This window comes from Gordonia shandongensis DSM 45094, assembly GCF_000423025.1.
Taxonomy (GTDB): Bacteria; Actinomycetota; Actinomycetes; order Mycobacteriales; family Mycobacteriaceae; genus Gordonia; species Gordonia shandongensis.
On sequence record NZ_AUHE01000003.1, the window covers coordinates 60250 to 81611 of the forward strand.

The 21362-nt window shown below is 70.4% G+C and carries 20 protein-coding genes; 8 read left to right on the forward strand and 12 right to left on the reverse strand.

What is annotated here, in order from left to right; translation table 11 throughout:
* Positions 1–25: 25 nt before the first annotated feature.
* Both G528_RS0105510 and G528_RS0105515 read right to left on the reverse strand, forming a co-directional pair.
* Complete coding sequence (locus G528_RS0105510; RefSeq protein ID WP_026918103.1) at positions 26–1012, reverse strand: bile acid:sodium symporter family protein; 987 nt, start codon at positions 1010–1012, stop codon at positions 26–28.
* A gap of 6 nt (positions 1013–1018) precedes the next feature.
* Entirely contained in the window at positions 1019–1531 is a 513-nt protein-coding gene (locus G528_RS0105515; RefSeq protein WP_026918104.1) for an SdpI family protein, read from the reverse strand.
* A 93-nt stretch (positions 1532–1624) separates the two neighbouring features.
* Here G528_RS0105515 and leuS point away from each other — a divergent pair, with 93 nt between their 5' ends.
* From leuS to G528_RS16510, 3 genes are read left to right on the forward strand one after another with little or no spacing between them, the layout of a single operon-like run.
* On the forward strand, positions 1625–4486 hold the full coding sequence (gene leuS, locus G528_RS0105520) for a leucine--tRNA ligase (RefSeq protein ID WP_026918105.1): 2862 nt from the start codon (positions 1625–1627) through the stop codon (positions 4484–4486).
* Between the two features lie 45 nt (positions 4487–4531).
* Complete coding sequence (locus G528_RS17990) at positions 4532–4756, forward strand: glycine zipper domain-containing protein (RefSeq protein ID WP_156890360.1); 225 nt, start codon at positions 4532–4534, stop codon at positions 4754–4756.
* Positions 4757–4788: 32 nt separating this feature from the next.
* Positions 4789–5244, forward strand: a complete 456-nt coding sequence (locus G528_RS16510) for a GNAT family N-acetyltransferase (protein ID WP_051198348.1) — start codon at positions 4789–4791, stop codon at positions 5242–5244.
* Positions 5245–5250: 6 nt separating this feature from the next.
* Here G528_RS16510 and G528_RS0105535 read toward each other — a convergent pair whose 3' ends face one another.
* Positions 5251–6309, reverse strand: coding sequence for a DUF2804 family protein (locus tag G528_RS0105535; RefSeq protein WP_026918106.1), 1059 nt, complete (start codon positions 6307–6309; stop codon positions 5251–5253).
* A 72-nt stretch (positions 6310–6381) separates the two neighbouring features.
* Between G528_RS0105535 and G528_RS0105540 the strand changes: the two genes are divergently transcribed.
* Positions 6382–7572: an acyl-CoA dehydrogenase family protein gene (locus G528_RS0105540; RefSeq protein ID WP_026918107.1), complete on the forward strand. Its 1191-nt coding sequence runs from the start codon at positions 6382–6384 to the stop codon at positions 7570–7572.
* 48 nt (positions 7573–7620) lie between these two features.
* On the opposite strand, the gene G528_RS0105545 is transcribed toward G528_RS0105540, so the two are convergent.
* Positions 7621–7962, reverse strand: coding sequence for a YnfA family protein (locus G528_RS0105545; RefSeq protein WP_026918108.1), 342 nt, complete (start codon positions 7960–7962; stop codon positions 7621–7623).
* 86 nt (positions 7963–8048) lie between these two features.
* On the opposite strand from G528_RS0105545, the gene G528_RS0105550 reads away from it, so the two are divergent.
* Complete coding sequence (locus G528_RS0105550) at positions 8049–8444, forward strand: nuclear transport factor 2 family protein (RefSeq protein ID WP_026918109.1); 396 nt, start codon at positions 8049–8051, stop codon at positions 8442–8444.
* Positions 8445–8630: 186 nt separating this feature from the next.
* On the opposite strand, the gene G528_RS0105555 is transcribed toward G528_RS0105550, so the two are convergent.
* The 4 genes from G528_RS0105555 to G528_RS0105570 form a co-directional block, all read right to left on the reverse strand.
* A complete protein-coding gene (locus tag G528_RS0105555; protein ID WP_026918110.1) occupies positions 8631–9308 on the reverse strand; it encodes an SDR family oxidoreductase in 678 nt (225 codons plus the stop codon).
* Positions 9309–9340: 32 nt separating this feature from the next.
* Positions 9341–10579 carry an MFS transporter gene (locus tag G528_RS0105560; protein ID WP_026918111.1) on the reverse strand — a complete coding sequence of 413 codons (1239 nt, stop codon included), beginning with the start codon at positions 10577–10579 and terminating at the stop codon, positions 9341–9343.
* Complete coding sequence (locus G528_RS0105565) at positions 10566–11015, reverse strand: MarR family winged helix-turn-helix transcriptional regulator (RefSeq protein WP_026918112.1); 450 nt, start codon at positions 11013–11015, stop codon at positions 10566–10568. Before G528_RS0105565 ends, G528_RS0105560 begins: the two co-directional genes overlap by 14 nt.
* A 106-nt stretch (positions 11016–11121) precedes the next feature.
* Entirely contained in the window at positions 11122–13146 is a 2025-nt protein-coding gene (locus G528_RS0105570) for a TPM domain-containing protein (protein WP_026918113.1), read from the reverse strand.
* 54 nt (positions 13147–13200) lie between these two features.
* Here G528_RS0105570 and G528_RS0105575 point away from each other — a divergent pair, with 54 nt between their 5' ends.
* On the forward strand, positions 13201–14610 hold the full coding sequence (locus tag G528_RS0105575) for a phytoene desaturase family protein (RefSeq protein ID WP_026918114.1): 1410 nt from the start codon (positions 13201–13203) through the stop codon (positions 14608–14610).
* 33 nt (positions 14611–14643) lie between these two features.
* Here G528_RS0105575 and G528_RS0105580 read toward each other — a convergent pair whose 3' ends face one another.
* Positions 14644–15438, reverse strand: coding sequence for an LLM class F420-dependent oxidoreductase (locus G528_RS0105580; protein WP_026918115.1), 795 nt, complete (start codon positions 15436–15438; stop codon positions 14644–14646).
* A 26-nt stretch (positions 15439–15464) separates the two neighbouring features.
* Between G528_RS0105580 and G528_RS0105585 the strand changes: the two genes are divergently transcribed.
* Positions 15465–16118, forward strand: coding sequence for a class I SAM-dependent methyltransferase (locus G528_RS0105585; RefSeq protein ID WP_026918116.1), 654 nt, complete (start codon positions 15465–15467; stop codon positions 16116–16118).
* Positions 16119–16152: 34 nt separating this feature from the next.
* Here G528_RS0105585 and G528_RS16515 read toward each other — a convergent pair whose 3' ends face one another.
* Positions 16153–17745, reverse strand: a complete 1593-nt coding sequence (locus G528_RS16515) for an HNH endonuclease signature motif containing protein (RefSeq protein ID WP_084638052.1) — start codon at positions 17743–17745, stop codon at positions 16153–16155.
* Between the two features lie 145 nt (positions 17746–17890).
* Between G528_RS16515 and dinB the strand changes: the two genes are divergently transcribed.
* A complete protein-coding gene (gene dinB, locus G528_RS0105595; RefSeq protein ID WP_026918117.1) occupies positions 17891–19105 on the forward strand; it encodes a DNA polymerase IV in 1215 nt (404 codons plus the stop codon).
* Between the two features lie 39 nt (positions 19106–19144).
* Here the strand turns inward: dinB and G528_RS0105600 are convergent, their stop codons facing one another.
* Both G528_RS0105600 and G528_RS0105605 read right to left on the reverse strand, forming a co-directional pair.
* Positions 19145–20734 (reverse strand): glycerol-3-phosphate dehydrogenase/oxidase, encoded by a 1590-nt coding sequence (locus tag G528_RS0105600; RefSeq protein ID WP_051198351.1) that lies wholly within the window; start codon positions 20732–20734, stop codon positions 19145–19147.
* Positions 20731–21336: a TetR/AcrR family transcriptional regulator gene (locus G528_RS0105605; RefSeq protein ID WP_026918119.1), complete on the reverse strand. Its 606-nt coding sequence runs from the start codon at positions 21334–21336 to the stop codon at positions 20731–20733. The genes G528_RS0105600 and G528_RS0105605 overlap by 4 nt, the downstream gene beginning before the upstream one ends.
* Positions 21337–21362: the final 26 nt, after the last annotated feature.

The window sequence follows — 21362 nt, forward strand, 5'->3', positions numbered from 1 at the left end:
TCCGGGCGCGTCGCCGAGTGGTCGGTCAGGCCGCTTCGGCCGCGATCGCCTGGCGCTCGTAGCGCCCCGCGAGGATGGAGCACACGATGAGCTGGATCTGATGGAACACCATCAGCGGCAACACGATGAACCCGACCGTCCCGCCGGCGAACATCACCGATGCCAGCGGCAGGCCGGTCGCCAGGGACTTCTTGGTGCCGCAGAACTGGATCGCGATCGTGTCGGCGCGGTCGAAGCCCAGCCGCCTCGGCACCCACCCGGTCACCCACAGCATCGCCAGGACGAACACCGTGGAGACGACGCAGACGATGACCACGTCCCAAGCGCTCACCATGCTCCACATGCCGGACACGACGCCCTCGCTGAACGCCACGTAGACCACCACCACGATGGACGACCGGTCGACGTACTTCGTCGGGGCCGCGTAGCGGGCCATGAACCCGCTGATCAGCGGTCGCGCCAACTGGCCGACGATGAACGGGACGAGGATCTCCAGGAGGATCTTCGTCACAGACGAGCCGGTGATCTGGACGCCCGCGCCCGAGCCCATCACGAAGACCACCAGGAGCGGTGTGAGGACCACCCCGAGGAGGTTGGACGCCGAGGCGCTGACGATCGCGCCCGCCACGTTGCCGCGCGCGATCGAGGTGAAGGCGATCGACGACTGCACCGTGGACGGCACCAGCGTCAGATACAGCATGCCGAGGGCCAGATGCTCGCCGATCACCGGCTCCAACAGCGGTTTCAGGGCGACCCCGATGATGGGGAACGCGATGAACGTGAACGACAGGATCGTCAGGTGCAGTCGCCAGTGGGTGAGGCCGTTGAGCGCTTCCCGCGGGTGCAGGCGCGCCCCGTACAGGAAGAACAGCAGGGCGATGAGGAGCGTGACGACCCAGTCCATGACGTCGGCGAATCCGCCGTCGGCGGGCACGACGGCCGCCACCACCACGGCCAGCAGGATGGAGAGGACGAAGCCGTCGATCGGGGAACGATCGAGAAGTGAACGCATGCGACGTCAGACGCGGTTGTGCGGGTTGTCCTCGGCGAGGCACATGCCGCTCAGTGCGCAACTGCCGCAGCTCGACTCGCCGCAGTCGGCGGCCGCCTGATCGGCGTCGGCGGAGCTCCCGCACGTCGAGGCCGTCTCCGCGCCGCCCGAGCAGCACCCGCACCCGCCCTCGTCGGTCGGCGGGACGGTCCGGGCGGCGGCAATCGCCATGGTGCCGATCGCCGAGATCACCAGCAACGCCACGACGATCCCGAACAGTGCGAACAGGAAGCCCCACCGATCGAATGCGACGCCGAGAGCGCCGGCGACGGCGAGGATGACCGAGGCCCCGACGAATCCGGGACCGGCGACGCGGCCCGCGAGCGCGAACGCCTCCTCGGAGCGCATCGTCTCCACCGAGCGCACGCCCACCCAGCGGTTGCGTCGCAGCGTTCCGGTGAGCCCCGCGACGCCGACGCCCAGCCAGACGGCGGCGAGCACGAGGGCGACGACGGAGACGACGATGGATGCGATAGCCACATGGTCACTGTACGACGGCGCGGCGACAGGCTCGAACCGTGATTCCCACGGTGTGCTTTTGGGCACTGTGACGCGAGGATTTACGCTGGTCGGGTGACTTCTGCTGATTCTGAGAATCGTTCGTCCGACGGCCACCGGTACACGGCGCGCGCCGCGGGCGAGATCGAGGCGCGCTGGCAGGAGTTCTGGACGCAGAACCAGACCTTCGCCGCGCCGAATCCCGTCGGCCCCCTCGCGGGCGATTTCACGGACTTCGAGGGGCCGTCGCCGGACGCCGACGACAAGCTCTTCATCCAGGACATGTTCCCGTACCCGTCGGGCGCCGGCCTGCACGTCGGGCACCCCCTCGGGTTCATCGCCAGCGACGTCTACGCGCGCTACCAGCGGATGACGGGCAAGAACGTGCTGCACACGATGGGCTTCGACTCGTTCGGCCTGCCCGCCGAGCAGTACGCCGTGCAGACGGGCACCCACCCGCGGGCCACCACCGAGGCCAACATCGAGCGGTACCTGCAGCAGATCCGCCGCCTGGGTCTGGGGCACGACGAGCGTCGGCGCATCGCGACCACCGACATCGACTTCTACCGCTGGACGCAGTGGATCTTCCTGCAGATCTACAACGCGTGGTTCGATCCCGAACAGGGTCGTGCCCGCCGGATCGACGAGCTGATCGAGGAGTTCGAGAACGGCACCCGCGAGTTGGAGGACGGCCGCGACTGGGTGGCGCTCAGCCGTGCCGAACGTCGGGAGGTCCTCGACGAGCACCGTCTGGTGTATCTCAGCGATTCGCTGGTGAACTGGTGCCCGGGCCTGGGCACCGTGCTGGCCAACGAGGAGGTCACCGCCGAGGGGCGCAGTGATCGCGGCAACTTCCCGGTGTTCCGCAAGAACCTGCGGCAGTGGATGATGCGGATCACCGCCTACTCCGACCGCCTGCTCGACGATCTCGACCTGCTGGATTGGCCGGACAAGGTCAAGACGATGCAGCGCAACTGGATCGGCCGGTCGCGTGGTGCGCGGGTGCGTTTCCCGGTCCGGGACGCCTCCGCCGCCATCGAGGTCTTCACCACGCGACCCGACACCCTGTTCGGTGCCAGCTACATGGTGTTGGCGCCCGAACACGAGCTGGTCGACGAGATCGTCGCCGCGGCGTGGCCCGACGGTGTGGACGAGCGGTGGACCGGCGGGGCGCCGTCGCCGCGGGAGGCCGTCGCCGCGTATCGCGCGTCGATCGCCGCGAAGAGTGATCTGGAGCGTCAGGAGAACCGGGAGAAGACCGGTGTGTTCACCGGCGCGTACGCGACGAACCCGGTGAACGGTGCGCAGATCCCGGTGTTCATCGCCGATTACGTGCTGATCGGTTACGGTACGGGCGCCATCATGGCCGTCCCCGCGCACGACACCCGCGACTACGAGTTCGCGACCGCTTTCGGGCTGCCGCTGCTCGAGGTGATCGGTTCGGCCGAGGGCATCGGCGAGGAGGCCTTCGTCGGCGACGGCACGCTCGTCAACTCCGGTTTCCTCGACGGGATGGGCGTCGACGAGGCCAAGAGCGCCATGATCGAGCGTCTGGAGGCCGACGGCACGGGTGTCGGCACCGTGCAGTACAAACTGCGCGACTGGCTGTTCGCGCGCCAACGGTACTGGGGTGAGCCGTTCCCCGTCGTGTACGACGGCCAGGGGGCGCCGCACGCCCTGCCGGAGGCCATGCTGCCGGTGGAGCTGCCGGAGGTCGCCGACTACCAGCCGGTGTCGTTCGATCCCGATGACGCCGACAGCGAGCCCTCTCCCCCGCTGGCGAAGGCCACCGAATGGGTCGCCGTCGAGCTCGATCTCGGCAACGGGCTGCAGACGTACACCCGCGACACCAACGTGATGCCGCAGTGGGCCGGCAGTTCGTGGTACCAGCTGCGGTACATCGATCCGACCAACGACGAGACGCTGTGCGCAAAGGACAACGAGGCCTACTGGATGGGTCCGCGTCCGGCGGTTCACGGTGCGGACGATCCGGGTGGCCTGGACCTGTACATCGGCGGTGTGGAGCATGCGGTGCTGCACCTGCTGTATTCGCGCTTCTGGCACAAGGTGCTCTACGACCTGGGGTACGTGACGAGCCGCGAGCCGTACCGGCGCCTGTTCAACCAGGGGATGATCCAGGCGTACGCCTACACCGATTCGCGCGGGGTCTACGTGCCGGCCGCGGAGGTCGAGGAGGTGGACGGAAAGTTCCTGTACCAGGGGCGGGAGGTCCACCAGGAGTACGGGAAGATGGGCAAGTCGCTCAAGAACTCGGTGGCGCCCGACGACATCTGCCGCGATTACGGTGCCGACACCCTGCGCGTGTACGAGATGTCGATGGGGCCGCTCGACCAGTCGCGGCCGTGGGCCACGAAGGACGTCGTCGGCGCGCAGCGGTTCCTGCAGCGGGTGTGGCGGCTGGTGATCGACGAGGAGACCGGTGACGTCCGGGTCGTCGACACCGAGCCCTCCGATGATGCGCAGCGGGCGTTGCACCGCGCGATCGACGGGGTGAGCGACGATCTGGAGAACCTGCGGACCAACACGGCGGGCGCCAAGCTGATCGAGCTGACGAACTTCCTCACCAAGCACTACCCCGGCGGGGCGCCGCGGGCATGCGTGGAGCCGCTGGTCCTGATGCTCGCTCCCCTGGCCCCGCACCTGGCCGAGGAACTGTGGGACCGGCTCGGCCATGACGGGTCGCTCGCGCACGGCCCGTTCCCGACGGTCGACGAGCGGTGGCTCGTCGACGAGTCGATCGAGATTCCCGTCCAGGTGAAGGGCAAGGTACGCAGCCGCATCACGGTCGCCGCCGACGCCGATGAGCCGACGGTGGTGGCCGCCGCCCTCGGTGACGAGAAGATCGCCGCGCTTCTCGACGGCGAACCGCGCAAGGTGATCTTCGTTCCGGGCAAGATGGTGAACGTGGTGCCCTGACGGCGTGCCGTGTCGTCGGGCGACCGCGGGAAGGCGGGCTGTTCGATGCGCAGAAGCGACTCGCTCGGCGCCGGTCTCGCGATCGGCGTGGGTCTGGGTGTGGCGCTCGGTGCCGCGTTGGGAAACGTCGCCGTGGGCATCGCGATCGGTCTGGCGGTCGGCATCGCGATCGGGACCACGTGGGGCCGCACCGATCGTGCCGACGCGGACGGCCCGCGGGATGCGGCCGGCGATCCGGAAGACGGCCCCGGCGATCGGCCCGCGGGATGACGCCGGCTCCGGATTCGCCGCGCCCGTTGTCTGTGGACGACGGCCCGGTGGTGTGCGAGGCGACGCTGCTGAATTTCAACTGGTCACGCGACCGGTTCACCTCGGATGACGTCGAACGGCGACCGGAGCTGCGGCGCTACACGCGCTTCGTCCCCGGCCGCGGCGACTTCGGCTTCGTGGTCGACGGCCCAGAGGGGTGGCAGGCGGTGGTGTGGGTGCTGATGCTTCCGGCCGACGATCCCGGCTACGGCTTCGTCGCGCCCGGAATCGGTGAATTGAGCGTCTGCTGTGCACCGGACTCTCGAAGGCGCGGACTCGGGGGTCGGTTGGTCTCGGTCGCTCTCGACCATGCGGCGCGGGCGGGTCACCACGGCGTGAGCCTGAGCGTCGAGAAGGGCAACCCGGCGCGCAGGCTGTACGAACGCCTCGGATTCGTCGACGTGGACGGTCGGCCGGGGACGATGCTGGCGACCGTCGTCGCTCCTTGACCGGGGTTACAGCGAGATGCGCTTCTGTTCGCCGACCCCGAACATGCCGTCGACGGTGAGCGTCGTGTGCTCGGCGTGGATCACGCCCTCGTACCAGCCGTACGGCGCGTAGTACTCGGCGAGGGCCTTGCGCGGGCCGACGTGCATGGTCGACGGAACCGTGGGCGTGAAGGTCACGTCGACGGCGCCGGAGGCGTCGCGGATGTGCCATGTGCCCCACGGGCCGTCGGGGCGGTGGACGGTGACGGCGGGCAGTCGGTGGACCGTGTCGTCGATCCAGATCGCGTTCTCGTTGTAGACGCCGGGATTGCGGATCTGGTTGTCGGTGAGGTTGAACCCCTCGACGCGGCCGTTCGCGCCGCGGCGGGCCGCGGTCACCCAGTCGTACTGCATCGGTCGCGGGTAGTCGCCGTGGTGGTCGTCGAGGATCAGGAATCCGCGCTCGTCGTCGAAACCGACGCGTTCGCCGTCGACGACCAGCGACCCGTGCGCGGGCATCATCGTCTTGTGCGAGTACAGCGCGTGGTCGTCGTCGAAGGGATGGACCACGGCGAGGTGTCCGGCGCCGCCGCAGTCGCCGGTCACATGCAGCCCGAGAACCGATTTGAGGGCGGTGCCCGCGTGTTCCGCGTCGACGGTGACGAGTCCGTCGGCGAGATCGTTGCCGATCTCGAGGCGCAGTCCGGCGAACTCGCCGGACGACGCGGTGCCGGTGAGGCCGTGGGCGACGTCGAGCAGCGGTGCGGGGAGTTTCGTCTCCCACCGGGCGATGGTGGCGGCCTGTTTGTTCACGACCAGCACCTGGAGGAGCCCGAGCACCTTGGCGTTGTAGACCGCACCGAGGACGAACCAGTCGTCGTCGCCGAGTTGGAAGGCCTCCCACTCCTTGAGGCGCAGGTCGCGGCTGCGGCGCCGGGCGCGCGGGAGTGGGCCCGGGGTCGTGGCGTCCAGGGGGTTCACCACCGGCACCGGACCGTTGTAGGTGCCGAAGACGTAGCGGCCGTCGACGACGATCGCCGGAGGCGGCTCGGTGGCGTCGGGCGGGAAGAGAGGTGAGGTGGTCACATGCCCGACCGTAGCGCGACGGATTCGGGTCGGCCTGTTGGCAATGACCTTACTCAGTAGTAAGATAGCGTCATGGCAATCAACCTTGAGCTCCCGGAGAAGCTGAACTCCACGGTCGAGCGCGCCCGCATGGCGGCCGAACACATCTTCCGGCCCATCACCCGCAAATACGACAAGGCCGAACACGAGTACCCGGTCGAGCTCGACGAGCTCGGAAAGCTCGCGAAGAAGGCCCGCTCCGGCGACAAGGATGCCGACGGCGGCACGGCGTCCGACGAGGGAACCGTCAACGGCGCGAATCTCCGCTCGGTGCTCAATGCGCGCGAACTGAGCTGGGGCGACGTCGGACTCATGCTCTCGATTCCCCACCAGGGCCTCGGGAACGCGGCGATCGCCGCGGTGGCGAACGACGAGCAGCTCGAGCGGTTCGCCGACGTCTGGGCCGCCATGGCCATTACCGAGCCGAGCTTCGGCTCGGACTCGGCCGCCGTCTCCACCACCGCGGTGCGCGACGGCGACGACTACGTCATCAACGGCGAGAAGATCTTCGTCACCGCCGGCAGCCGTGCCGACCACGTGGTGGTGTGGGCGACCCTCGACAAGAGCGTCGGCCGCGCGGCGATCAAGAGCTTCGTGGTGCCGATGAAGACCGACGGTGTCACCGTCGCCCGCCTCGAGCACAAGCTCGGCATCAAGTCGTCCGACACCGCTGTGGTGCGGTTCGAGGACGTCCGGGTGCCCGCGGACAATCTGCTCGGCACGCCCGAGATCGAGGTCAAGAAGGGCTTCGGCGGCGTCATGCAGACCTTCGACAACACCCGCCCCGTGGTCGCGGCGATGGCGGTCGGCCTGGGACGGGCAGCGCTCGAAGAACTGCGACGGATGCTCGAGGAGGCCGGCCACGAGGTCGACTACGACCGCCCGGTGGCCGCCCAGCACGCCGCCGTCGCCGAGTACATCCGCCTGGAGTCGGACTGGGAGGCGTCGTGGATGCTGACCCTCCGCGCCGCATGGATGGCCGACAACAAGGAGCCGAACTCCGCCGAGGCGTCGATGTCGAAGGCCAAGGCCGGCCGCACCGTCACCGACCTCACCAATAAGGCGGTCGAGATCGGTTCTGCGGCAGCCTATTCGGAGACCGAACTCCTCGAGAAGTGGGCCCGGGACTCCAAGATCCTCGACATCTTCGAGGGCACCCAGCAGATCCAGCAGCTGATCATCGCCCGCCGGGTCCTCGGTAAGAGCAGCGCCGACCTGAAGTAGCGGTCCGTCCCGAAGCAGTGCACTGCGTCGGCGGGGCGGTACGCGGTCTCAGCCGATGAGCGACCGCGGCATGTACATGATCACGGCGACGCCGACGAGGCAGATCAGCGCGCCGACGACGTCCCACCGGTCGGGCCGGTAGCCGTCGACGAGCATCCCCCACAGCAGCGATCCGGCGACGAAGACGCCGCCGTACGCGGCCAGGATGCGGCCGAACTCGGCGTCGGGCTGCAGGGTGGCGATCACGCCGTACAGTCCGAGCGCCGCGACGCCGCCGCCGATCCACAGCAGTCCGCGGTGTTCGCGCAGGCCCTGCCACACGAGCCACGCACCGCCGATCTCGGCGAGTGCCGCCAGGGCGAACAGGATGAGGGATTTGGCGACGGTCATGCCGTCGATCCTGCCAGCAGCCCCGTGCGGGGCGGCGCCCGCTGCTAGCCTGGTCGCTAGAACGTGTTCCAATTCAGGGAGTGGCAATGACTGCTGAACAGCAGGAGACGGGTCTGTCGGACAAGATCGCGGCGACGGTCCAGGCGTACATCGACGGCCTCAACACCGGCTCGGCCGACGACATCGTCGCACTGTTCGCCGACGGCGCGACCGTGGAGGACCCGATCGGGACCCCGGTCCGCAGCACCCGTGACGAACTGCTCGAATTCTACGGCGTGGTGACCGGCCTCGACAGCCGGAGCGCGACCCTCGCGTGGACCCGCATCGCCGGCGACACCGCCGTCTTCGAGTTCACCCTGGTCACCGGGACCGGGGGGATGACCTTCCAGATCACCCCGATCGACATCATGACCTTCGACGACGACGGCAAGATCCGCACGATGCGTGCCGTCTGGGAGCAGTCCGACCTCACCCAGGTGTGATCCGGCCTCGCCGGGACAGGGTTTAGGCTGGCGGGGCGCAGCGAGTCGTACGCGAATGGACCGCATCGGGCGATCCGGTCCGGGGCTTCGACTCGCTGCGCCCCGCGCAGCGCGCGGCGGAGTGCGAGCGGCCGGGTCTCAGAGCAGAGCAGAGGGAGCCGGAGCAGCGAAGTCAGAGCAGGGCAGTCAGTGCGGTCGCGGCCGCAGGACGATCTCGGTCGGATGCGCGTCGGCGGGGGAGCCGACGGCGTGCGCCACCGCCGCCGCCACGCTCTCCGGGCGCAGAAACTGCGACGGGTCGTAGTCGCGACCCTCGACGGCGACGATGTCGCGCTGCATGTCGGTGTCGATCCGACCCGGAAACACCGAGGTCACGCGGATCGACGGCTCCTCGGCGCGGACGCCGTCGGCCAACGCCCGCAGCGCGAACTTACTCGCCGCGTAGGGCGTCCACCCGGGGCGAACGTTCATCCCCGCACCGGAGTTCACGTACACGATGTGCCCGCCCGCCGTGCGGAGCGCGGGCAGCAGCAGCCGCGTGAGCTCGGCGGCCGCCACCACGTTGGTCTCCATGAGCGCCCGCCACTCCTCGACCGGCGTGTCGGCGACGGCCTCCAGGCTGGAGGCGATGCCGGCGTTGACGACCAGCACGTCCAGCGACCCGATGGCCTCGGTCGCCGCGTCGAGAGCCTCGTAGTCGGTGACGTCGACCGGAAAGGTGACCGCACCCTCCAGGTCGGTGGCCAGGGCGTCGAGTTCGGCGGAGCCGCGTCCGCCCAGAAGCAGATCGTGGGTCGGTGCGAGCGCGCGGGCGATCTGCGCGCCGACGCCCCGACTGGCTCCGGTGATCAGTGCGGTGGGCATGGCTCCGATCGTAGTGAACGCCCCGCCGAGCCTCAGAACTCCTCGGCGCCCACCAGGACGTCGGCCTCGTCGACCTCGTGTTCACCAGGTCGTGTTCCACCGGTGATGAGCAGTGCGAACAAGGCCAATGCGCAATAGCCGGCGGCGAACCAGAAGGGCGAGGCCAGACCGAACCACTGGCCGAGGTAGGCGACCAGGATCGCCGACGCCGCCGCACCCATCCATCGCAGGAAGCTGTAGCCGGCGCTGGCCACCGACCGCGGAGTCGATTCATCGGTCGCCGACATCGCCACGCCGGTGAACAGGGTGTTCAAGATGCCCGACGGGATGCCGGAGAGGACCACGGCCGCGCCGATGAGCCACACCTGGTCGCCGACCACGCCGACGCCGGCGAGCAGCATCACCACGAGGTAACCGCAGATCGCCGCCATGACACCGCCGCGGTCGCCGATCGCCTCCGCGACGCGGGAGGCGACGAAGACACCGGCGAGTGCGGTGAGCAGACCCCAGCCGAAGAAGATCATGCCCGCGTAGATGGGCCGGAGCCCCATCGCGATCGGCGCCCAGGCGATGACGGTGAACAGGGCGCCGGTGTAGAACGCCGAGCCGATGGAGTTGATGAGCAGTGCGCGGTTCCGCAGCGCCTTGATCGGGTCGAGGAGCGCGACGGGCTGGCGTTCGGTGCGCGGACCGTCGGGCGGCAGCATCACGGTGCACAGGATGGCGCCGGCGAGCATGAGCAGGGCGGTGCCGCCGAACGGTGCTCGCCACGTCCACTCGCCGAGGACCGCGCCCAGCAGCGGGCCGACGGCCAGACCGGCGCCCAGCGCCGCCTCGTACAGCAGGATGGCACCGTGTTGGCCGCCGGTCGCCTGTCCGACGATGAAGGCCAGGGCCGTCGCGATGAACAGTGCGTTGCCCAGGCCCCAGATGACGCGCAGTGCGATGAGCTGGTCGATGTTCCCGGCGAACGTGGAGACGCCCGCGGCGATGACGATGCACACCAGGCCGGTCGTCAGGGTGCGCTTGGGGCCGAAGCGGTAGGCCGCCCAGCCGGTCAGCAGCATCGCGACCACCTGAACGCCCATGTACACGCCGAACAGCAGGGTCAGCTTGGTCTCGGGAGCGTTGAGGGCTTCGCGGATGGTGTTGAGGATCGGGTCGACGAGGCCGATGCCCATGAAGGCGATCACCGCGGCGAAGGCCGTCACCCAGACGGTCTTCGGCTGGCCTTTGAACGCCTCGGTCAGCGAGTGGCTATTTCCGGTCATAGTTCTCCAATCGGGACTGCATGTCGCGCAGGGCGGGGAGGGCTTCGGCGATCGCCGAACGGTGTGCCTCGGACAGGTCGGCGAGTGCGCGGGTGACGGCGTCGTCCCGGCGGCTGCGGATGTCGTCGACGGCGTCGACGCCCTGCGGGGTGATCGAGATGAGGACTGCGCGGCGGTCGGTCGGGTCGGGTTCGCGAGACACGAGCCCTTCTCGGCACAGGCCGTCGATCAGTGCGGTCGCGGTCGGCATGCGGATGGATTCGCGGTCCGCGAATTCGCCCATGCGCATGGGGCCGTGGTCGTGCAGGAGGGCCAGTGCCGACCCCTGAGCGGCGCTGATGTCACCGAGTGGTGCGTTGCGCCGCAGCGTCAGATAGAGCCTCGTCAGGGTGTGGCGAAGACCGGACGCGAGGTCGGGAGAACTGTCGTCAAGCACTTCGCGAGACTAACACTTCGTAAGTCTAAGTAAAAATCGGCCGGGGTGCGACCACTCCGATCACCGAGGAGATCCCAGTCAGGCGTGTTCGCTCAGGGGTGTTCGGTCAGACGCGTTCGCCGGTCCCGATCCGACCCACGGTCGACGAGCCGCCGAACGACGCCGGACTCCGACCGCCTGCGGTGAAGCCCCGCGGCGCCGGACGAGCGGCCCCGACGGTGACCTCGTCGCGCACGATGCTGTCGACGAGGATCCCGGCGAGAACCGCGGCCGAATCGATGCCCGCGGCGGCGACGTCGGCCTCCGCCGCCGCAAGCGCTTCGGCCGCCACCCGCGAGGCACGACGCGCGGTCACCAGCGCCCGGTCGGGTGCCGACTCGGCCGCGGCGACCGCACCGCCGCCGAGCTGCTGTGCGCGGGACAGCAGGATGCGGGCGCGGGCGCCGATCGCACCGCGGCGAGCGACGACGAAGTCGGCGGCCGCCTGCGTGCGGGCCTCCGCGGTCTCGAGGGCATTACGCACCAGTTCGGCCGAACGCGGGTGATCGGCCGGCGCGCCCCGCAATCGATCGAGCGCGGCGGCGAGATCGGCGTCGGCGTCGGCCAGATCGCCGAACGCCAGTAGCGGATCGGTGTCACGGAGGGTGTCCGCGACGTCGAGCGCCTTCTGGGCGGCGTCGATCTCCGCGTCGAGCACGCCGTCGGCGGACTCCCGACGGGCGGCGGCCACCTCGGCGCGGACGGCCGCGATCAGGCCGGGCAGCCCCGTCCCCGCGCGCGCCGATGTGCGGCACACCGAATCGACGGCGTCGAGCAGAGTGTCGGCCGCGCACAGGGCACCCTCGGCGGCGCGCAACGCAGCCACGGCCTGTCCGCGCGCCTCGGACGGCTCGGTCACGGCGTCGGCGCCCTCGACCAGGCTGTCCTCCGCGAACTGCATGTGCTCGCGGGTGAGCCGGATGTTGTCGGCGATGAACGACGGCGCCGTACCGCCGCGTCTGGCGGCCAGATCGACGAGGAGCCGCTCACCGTCGGCGATGCGCGCCGTGGTCTGCGCGACCCGGTCGCGCAGGGAACCCAGCCGGACGTCGGCGTCGGTCGAGAGGTCCCGCAGCCGATCGAAGGCGGGCGCCTGAGCGTCGAGCAGCGCGTCGGCATCCGAGCACGAGGTGATGATCTGGGTGAGGACCCCGCGCCGTTCCGCCTCCGCGACGTCGGGGGCGCGATCGAGTCGGTGCCGGGCCGCGAACGACGCGGTGAGCGTCTGCTGGGCGTCGGCCAGGGCCCGGGAGAAGGGAGCGGTGGCCGCGACGCCGAACTCCTCGACGGCCAGATCGAGCTCGTCGGCGCTGGTGGTGACGACATCATCGGTCGCGGTGAGAACCTCCAGCGACCAGGCGTCGAGGACCCCGAGCGGTTCGTCCGCCAGCTCGTCGACGGTCAGGGCGTTCGACGACTCGGCGGCGGGAGTCGGCGTGCCGGACGCCGTCGCACCGACGGAACGGCCGCGGCGGCGACGGATCAGCAGCGCCAGACCGATGCCGAGGACGATGAGGACGGCGAGCACGGCGAGGACGGCGCCGACGATCAGACCGGTGCGCGAGTCGTCGTCCGCAGCATCGTCCACTTCCGTCACGGCGTCGACGGCCGTGTCGACCCACCGCTGTTTGGAGAGTCCGGGCAGCAGCGTGTCCTCGGTGATCGACCGCAGTTCGTCGTCGGTGAGCCCGTCGATCGGATCGGTCACCGCGAGACGGCCCGCATCGGGGCCGCCGGCCGTCGCGGCGGCGAGGACGACGTCGCGCGAACCGAGGTCGCTGAGATCGACGGTCCGACGGATCCATTCGACCGGCGTGAGACCGCCGAAGTCGTCGACGAAGACGACCCACATCTGGATGCCGCGGTCGGCGTCGAGATCGTCGATGGCGCGCTGGATCCGCTGCCCGTCACCCGGCGCCAGGACGCCGGCGGCGTCGACCACCTGGTCGCCGAGGCGGATGGGAGGTTGCGCCGCGGCCGTCCCCGCGCCCAGCGGCGCCGCCAGCAGGGCCACCATCCCCGTCAGGACCGCTCCCGTCACAATCGCCAGGAGCCGACCGACCGGCACACGCCGACAACTCGTGAACGTCATGGCACTCAATCTAACGTGAGGAGGCGACAGACTTCCGTGGGTGAGTGGAGTGCGGTGAACGACGAAGCAGATGCGGTCGTGGTCGGGGCGGGTCCGAACGGTCTCACAGCCGCCGCCGTCCTCGCGCGCGCCGGACTGGCGGTCCTCGTCCTGGAGGCGTCGTCGAGCATCGGCGGGGGATGCCGCACCGACGAGGCGTTCGGCGCGGGCATCCGCCGCGACGTGTGCGCCGCGGTCCATCCCACCGGGTACGCGTCGCCGGCCTTCGCCGATCTCGGGCTGCACGACCGCGTCGACTGGCTCGTCCCCGAGATCTCGGTGGCGCACGCCTTCGGTCCCGGCGATGCGATCGGCGTGCACCGAGACGCCGTGCGGTCGCCCGCCGTCCCCGGACGCGATGCGCGAGCATGGCGGAACCGGGTGGCCGCCCACCGCGACCTCGTCGACGACGTCCTCGCCATGCCGGGACTCCCGACGCGACCCGCGGCGATGGCCCGCTTCGGAGCGTCGGCGGCCGCGCCGGTCGACGCCTTCGTGCGCGCGGCGTTCCGCGACGAACGGACGCGGACGGCGTTCGCGGGCATCGCCGCGCACGGGGCGCGTCCGCTGCGTGCACCGGGATCGACGGCGCCGGGACTGTTGCTCGGCGCCCTCGCCGACTCGGGGTGGCCGATCGCGGCGGGCGGGTCGCAGGCCATCGTGGACGGGCTCGCGGCGATCGTCACCGAGCACGGGGGCCGCATCGAGACGGGGCGAGAGGTGACCTCGATGGCCGACCTCCCGGCGGCCCCCGCCGTGTTGTTCGACGTCTCGGCCCGATCGCTGGCGCGGATCGTCGGCGACGCGTTGCCCCGCCGGTATGCGCGCCGACTCGACGGCGTCCGGCACGGACCCGGTGTGTGCAAAGTGGACTTCGTCCTGTCCGAGCCGATTCCGTGGGCTGACGGGTCGGCGCCGACGCGGACGGCGACCTTTCACATCGCCGAGGACCGCGCGCAGATCGGCCGCAGCGAACTGCTCGCCGACACCGGACGGATCCCCGACCGGCCGTGGGTGCTCGGCGGGGAACCCACGCGCCTCGACCCGACCCGAGCCCCGCGCGGACGGCATCTGGCGTGGGCGTACTGCCACGTGCCCCTCGGTTGCGACACGGATGTCTCCGACCGGATCGTCGCGGAGATCGACCGGTGCGCACCCGGTTTCACCGACACCGTGATCGACCGGATCACCGTCACCGCCGCCGAGCTGGAGGCGTACAACGCGAACTTCGTCGGCGGCGACATAAGTGGAGGGACGGCGAGTCTGCGCCAACTGCTCGCCCGGCCCACGCTGACGAGCCCGCACACCACCGGCGTCCCCGGCGTGTACCTGTGCTCGTCGGCGGCCGCGCCGGGCGGGGGAGTCCACGGGATGAGCGGATACCGCGCGGCTCGGGCCGCGCTGCGCGACCTGCATCGGGCGTGAATCGGCCGTGAACGGCACCGACACCGGGACTGATCAGTCGGCGCGCGCGTCACGCCAGCGGACCAACTCGTCCACGGCGGTCAGGTCGTAGTCGGGACCGCCGGTCGCCACCGTCAGCAGGGAGACGCCCTCGGCGGTGATCGCGTCCGCAAAGCTCAGCATCGCCGCCACGTCGCCGTCGTAGCGGATCTCGGCCGACCGCTCGATCTGCGCGGGGTCGCGGCCGACGTCGGCGCAGTGGTCGGCGAGGATCGCCGACTTGCGACGGTACGAGTCCACATCGACGAAGGCGTGCCAGATGGTGGCGTGCCGCGCCACATGCCGCAACGTCTTGCGCTCACCACCGCCGCCGATGAGGACCGGGATGTCGCGCACCGGTTGCGGGTTCAGGGCCGCCAGCCGGTCGGCGATGCGCGGCAGCGACCGTCCGAGATCGTCGAGACGACTGCCCCTGGTGCCGAAGTCGTAGCCGTACTCGTCGTAGTCGCGGGCGAACCAGCCGCCGCCGATGCCGAGGATCAACCTGCCCCCGCTGATGTGATCGACGGTCCGCGCCATGTCGGCGAGCAGGTCGGGGTTCCGATAGCTGTTGCAGGTGACCAGCGCGCCGAGTTCCACCCGCGAAGTCTGTTCGGCCCAGGCGGCGAGCATCGTCCAGCATTCGAAGTGAGCGCCGTCGGCGTCCCCGTACAGCGGGAAGAAGTGATCCCAGTTGAAGACGATGTCGACGCCCGAGTCCTCGGCCCGTCTCACCGCGTCGCGGATGAGGGCGTAGTCGGGGGCGTGCTGGGGTTGGAGCTGGACTCCGATCCGGATGCGTGACGTCATGGCTTCGAGTGTGGCAGCGTTGACGTGTGACCGACGACCATCAGGAATCCGAGTCCCACACCGAGCACGGGAACCGGCAGGAGACGCCCGCCCACCCCCGGACCGCCGCCGACTGGGACGAGCTGTACGACTCCGCCGACAGGCTGTGGACGACGGATGTGAACCCGGCGGTCGTCGCCGAACTCGGCGACCTCGCGCCCGGGACGGCCTTCGACCTCGGCTGCGGTGAGGGCGCCGATGTCCGGTGGCTGGCCGATCGCGGTTGGACGGTCGTGGGCGCCGACATCTCGCGCGTGGCTCTCGAGCGAGCGGCCGCCCGCGATTCACGTGAAGCGATCACCTGGACGTCATTCGACGTCACGACCGACGACTTCGGGCGCCGGTACGACCTCGTCACCGCCAGCTACTTTCACATCGCCGCCGACGATGAAGCCACGCTCCACAAGCTCGCCGAGGCGGTCGCGCCCGGCGGCACTCTGCTCGTGGTGATGCACGATCCGGAGGGGCTGCGTGCACACGGCCGCGATCCCGGCGAGTTCCTGTGGCCCGACGACATGGTGCGAATCCTCGGAGACGGCTGGACGGTCGTCACCCACGAGACCCGGGAGCGCGGCATCCCCGCCGGCGGCGGACACCACGTCAACGACGTGGTGCTGCGGATGGTGCGGGAACCCGCCTGAACCCTGTGGGTCGAACGGGCCCGCATCCCCGGGGTCACGCAGCGGGTGGGAATCGCAGATCGGTGTCGCCGGTGGGCGTCGCCGGGTGGGACGCGAGGAGATCGAGGACGACGTACTCGGCTGCCGATGCGCGTGGCGAGGGTGGATGCGCGGCGGGTGGTGGGCGGCGCAGTGGCAGGTCCGCGTGGTGGATCGGGTTGACCGCGGGTGGGATGTCGCGCTTTGCGGGCTTCCACCCCACGCGGCCGGCGTTCGGCCCGGCGTCGGAGCCCAGCACCTCGGTGTCCCAGCGGGCCGGTCCGGTGCTCGCTGCGCGGTTGTGGCCGCCGCAGGCGGCGCCGAGGTGATCGATGTCGGTGGATCCGCCGTACTGCCAGTCGGGCATGTGATGGGCCTCGGTCATGGAGAACGGACGATCGCAGCCGGGAGCGGTGCACCCGCGGTCGCGGCCGAACAGGGCGAGGCGCTGGGCTTTGCCGGCGAGGCGTCGACCGCGTCCGAAGTAGAGGACTTCGCGCGTGGCGTCGGCGAAGACCTCCAGGTAGGGCACCGCGTCGGCGGCGATGTCGACGAGCGCACCGACCGGGAGACGGGTGCCGGTGGCGGTGAGTGCGATGCCGACACGGGCGGCGAGGTCGGACAGATCGGCGGTGATCACCAGCGACGACGACAGCTTTCCGGGTGCACCGAGCGCCTTGTGCGAGAGCGCGAAGTCGAGAAGCGCCTCGAGTGCGTCGTGATTGCGCTGGCCGGGGGAGCGTTGATCCCGTTCGGCGGCGGCCTCGCGAGCTGCGGGGTCCACGCCGGGGGCGTCTGCGGCCCCGCGCAGCGAGTCGGGGTCGTCGGGGTCGTTGAATCCAGGCGCCGCCCACGCCTGCAGGACGACATCGAGTTTGGCGCGGACCTGCGGGGTGAGGTGGGCGGTGAGCTTGGACATGAGACGAAGGTCTTGGCGGGCGAGGACGAGTTCGCGGTGGCGTTGTCGGTCGCGTTCGTCGGTGAGCCGGCCGTCGGGATCCAAGTGTGCGAGCAGGCGCATCCCGACCTTCTTGAGCTGGTCGGGTGCCAGGGTGCGGGCGGCGTCGGCCAGGTCGGCTTCGGCGCGGCTGACGGTGTCGGCCGGTACGCGGTCGGGGATCAGGCGCACCGTCTCGGCGATCACCAGGACGTGAGCCGTGGACGCGGCACCGTGGGCGACAGCGGTCGCGGTCGCGGGCAGCACGGGGTCGAGGACCTCACCCTGCAGATTGCTGAGGCGACCGATCTTGCTCGCGGCCAGGGTGCGGCGCTTCACTTCGCCGGGCGACAGGCGCAGCCCGAAGCCGAGGAACTGGGACAGGCGGATCCAGCCCGCATTTCGGTAGGCGGCGCGGTCGGAGACGGCGGTGATGAGGGCGGCATCGGTGGCGTCGCCCTTGCGCCGGGCCTGTTCGACGGTTTCGGCGACGGTGATCAGTTGATCCTCGGTGAGCGCGTCGAGATCGGCGGTGCGCAGGGCCTCGGTGGCGTCGACGAGCAGACGAGCCAGAGCAACGGGATCATCGGGCAGCGTGATCGCCGGAGCGACGGCGGGATCGCCAGTCGGGTCGTTGTCGGCGAAGGAGGGGGCGGCAGGCGTGGTGGACATCGGCCGGCCTCCCCTCATCGCTCATACATTTGATTACTATGTGATCTATAATACTCTGATGAACGGCCAGGTCAAGAGGTTGTTCGAAAGTTCTTTCGAGGGCGTTCGCCTCCGTGCTGTCGTAGGTGAGTGGCACCATGACGTCATGAAGATCGAGTCCGGAGAGCGACGGCAGGCGTCGATCCTGCACGCGGACCTCGACTCGTTCTACGCCTCCGTGGAGCAGCGTGACGATCCGTCGCTGCGCGGTCGGCCGGTCCTCGTCGGAGGCGGGGTGGTGGTCGCCGCCAGCTATGAGGCCAAGGCGCTGGGCGTGCGCTGTCCGATGCCCGGCCACGAGGCGCGGGCGCTGGTGCCCCGCGCGGTCACGGTGCCCCCGCGGTTCGCGGCGTACACGCAGGCCGGCCGCGAGGTCTTCGACGTCTTCCACGACATCACCCCGCTCGTCGAACCGATCTCCGTCGACGAGGCCTTCCTCGACGTCGGCGGTCTTGAAAAGATCAGCGGCACACCGGTCGTGATCGCGACACGAGTTCGCGAGCGAGTCCGAGAGCAGGTGGGGCTGCCGATCACGGTCGGCATCGCGACGAACAAGTTCGTCGCCAAGGTCGCCAGCGCCGCGGGCAAGCCCGACGGACTGCTGCACATTCCGGCCGGCGGCGAGATCGACTTCCTGCATCCGCTGCCGGTGCGCAGCCTGTGGGGCGTCGGTGCCAAGACCGAGGCGCGCCTGCACGATGCCGGGATCGAGACGGTCGGACAGATGGCCTCGCTCGGTGAGGAACATCTGAGCTCCCTGCTGGGCCGCGGCACCGGGCGGCACCTGTACGCGCTGGCGATGGCCCACGACCCTCGCCGCGTCACGACGGGCAAGCGCCGCAGCTCGATCGGAGCCCAGCGCGCGCTCGGCCGCCGAGCGAAGTCGGCGGCAGACATTGAGGCCACACTCATCGCGATCGTCGACGACCTCGGGCGACGTCTGCGGGCTGCTCACCGCGAGACTCGAACCATCGTGCTGCGCTTGCGGTTTCACGATTTCGAGCGCATCACTCGCTCCCGAACGCTCGGCGAACCGACGGATGGCACCGAGGTGGTTCTGGCTGTGGCGAGAGGTCTGCTCGATGAAGCGATGCCGCAGATCCGTGACCGCGGTTGCACCTTGATCGGCCTGTCGCTGACCAATCTGTCCGATCACGGCGCAGTCCAACTCGCGATTCCGTTCGGCGGCGACGATCACGCGGGCGAGCTCGACGTCGCCATCGACTCGGTCAGCACACGCTTCGGCAAGGGTGCGGTGACCCGCGGAGTGCTCGTGGGGCGGCGCGCGATGCCGGAGACGCCGAAGCTTCCGGACCGATGACCGAGGCCGACGATCGGTGCCGGGGAAGCGGTGGCGGCTTCAGTCGGTAGTCGCCGCGAGGATCTGCTCCGCGAGCGGCCCCGCGGCGTCCGCGCGCGACGGGGTCAACGACAGCCGTGTGCGCCGCTCCAGCAGATCGTCGACGTCGAGCGCCCCTTCGGCCAGTGCGCCGAACACCAGTTCCGCGCCGGTGACGTCGGTGCCGTCGGCGACCGGCTCGGCCAGTGCCGGATCGGCGTCCGCGAGTGCGGCGACCGCGGGCGCCTCGGTGCCGTACTTGGCGACGAGACGCTCCGGCGCGTCCACCCGAGTCAGCTCGGCGACGGCGTCGCCGCCGGTCGGGGCCCCGACCAGTGGGAGCGTGCGGGTCGAGCACGGCCGCGCGGTGCGTCCCGAGACGGCCAGCGCGGCGTCGACCGCGTCCTGCGCCATCCGCCGATACGTGGTCAGCTTGCCGCCGACCACCGTCACCAGGCCGTCGTCGCGGGTCAGGACGGCATGCTTGCGGGAGACGTCTGCGGTCGCACCGGAGCCCGCGTCGAGCAGCGGACGGAGCCCCGAATAGGTGCCGACGACGTCGCCGCGCGTGAGTGGTGCGGCGAGCGCGAGGTTGATCGTGTCGAGGAGGAAGTCGATCTCGCCGGCTTCGGCGACCGGAACGTCGGGCACGGGGCCCGGCGCCTCCTCGTCGGTGAGGCCGACGTAGACGAGCCCGTCGGGTTGGGGGAGTGCGAACACGTAGCGGCCGAAGTGGCCGGGAACGGCGACGGTCAGACCCGCACGCAGGTCCCCGAAGCTGTGCTGCCGCATCACCAGGTGGGTGCCCCGGCTCGGGCGCAACGCGATGCTGTCGTCCACCTCGGCGGCCCACACGCCGGTCGCGTTGACGACGGCGGCCGCCGACAGGTCGAGCGACTGCCCGGCGACATCGTCGACGATCCGCACCGACCGGCCGGTCACCTCGGTGGCGGCCGCTCGGGTGAGGATCGTGGCGCCGAGTGCGGCGGCGGTGCGGGCGATGCCGGTGACGAGGCGGGCGTCGTCGGTCAGCTGCCCGTCCCAGTTGAGCAGGCCGCCTCGCAGGCCGTCGCGACGGACCGTGGGCGCCAGGGCGGCGACCTCCGACGATGCGATGCGCCGGGAGCGGTGCAGGGTGGCGGCCGGCGTGCGCGCCGCGATCCGCAGCGCGTCGCCGGCGAGGAATCCGAGGCGGGTGACGGCGGTGTCGACCGCACCGGCGTCGGGGAGGAGGGGGACCACCTGCGGCAGCGGTCGCACCAGGTGCGGCGCGATGCGGCGGATCAGCGCATCACGTTCCACAGCGCTCTCGTATGCGATGCCGACCGCCCCCGAGGCGAGGTAGCGGAGCCCGCCGTGGACGAGTTTCGACGACCATCGGCTGGTGCCGAAGGCGAGGTCGCGGCGCTCGACGAGGACGGTTCGCAGACCGCGGGCGGCGGCGTCGAGGGCCACGCCGGCGCCCGTCACACCGCCGCCGATCACCACCAGGTCGACCGACGGGGTGTCGCCGAGACGCCCCAGCTCGTCGGCGCGGCGCCCCCGTGACAGCAGGGAGCCGGCCGGGACGGCGGGGTGCGCGACGAGGAGGTCGCGGAGGGCGGTCGTCATGGGCGGAGATACCTTTCGAGCAGGTCGGAGAGCTCGGAGTCGAGGGTGGCCGGGTCGGCGAACACGGGTCCGGTGAGCGCGAACGACCATGCCATCTGGAGGACGGTGGCGGCCATCGCGTCGACGTCGCCGGGACGGACGTGCCCGCCGTCTTGGGCCGCCGCGAGCAGCGACCGCACCAGTGCGAGCTGGTTGCGGGCGGTCCGTCCGGTCCGGTGCAGCAGATACGGCATGAGGAACTCGGGGTCGAGTTCGATGATCCGGCGCAGCAGCGGGTGGGTGCGGGCCTCCCGGACCAGGTGGACGAGGGTGGCGACGAGGTCGTGGCGGGTGTGTCCGCCGCCGAGCGGTGCCGTGGCGACGATCTGCTCGAACTCCCGGGTGGTGACCTGGGCGGCGAGAGCCTCGACGTTGGGGAAGCGTCGGTACAGCGTGGCCCGCGAGACGTCGGCGGTCCGGGCCACATCGGCCATCGTGGTGCGTCGGATGCCGATCGTCGACATGAGGGTGGCGGCCGCGTCGAGGATCACGTCTTCGCTGATCGCATTGGGTGCGGTGCGCCGCGAGGCGACGTCATCCGCGTTGATTTGCTGCGACATCATATGTCACACTGTATCAGCATTGCGGG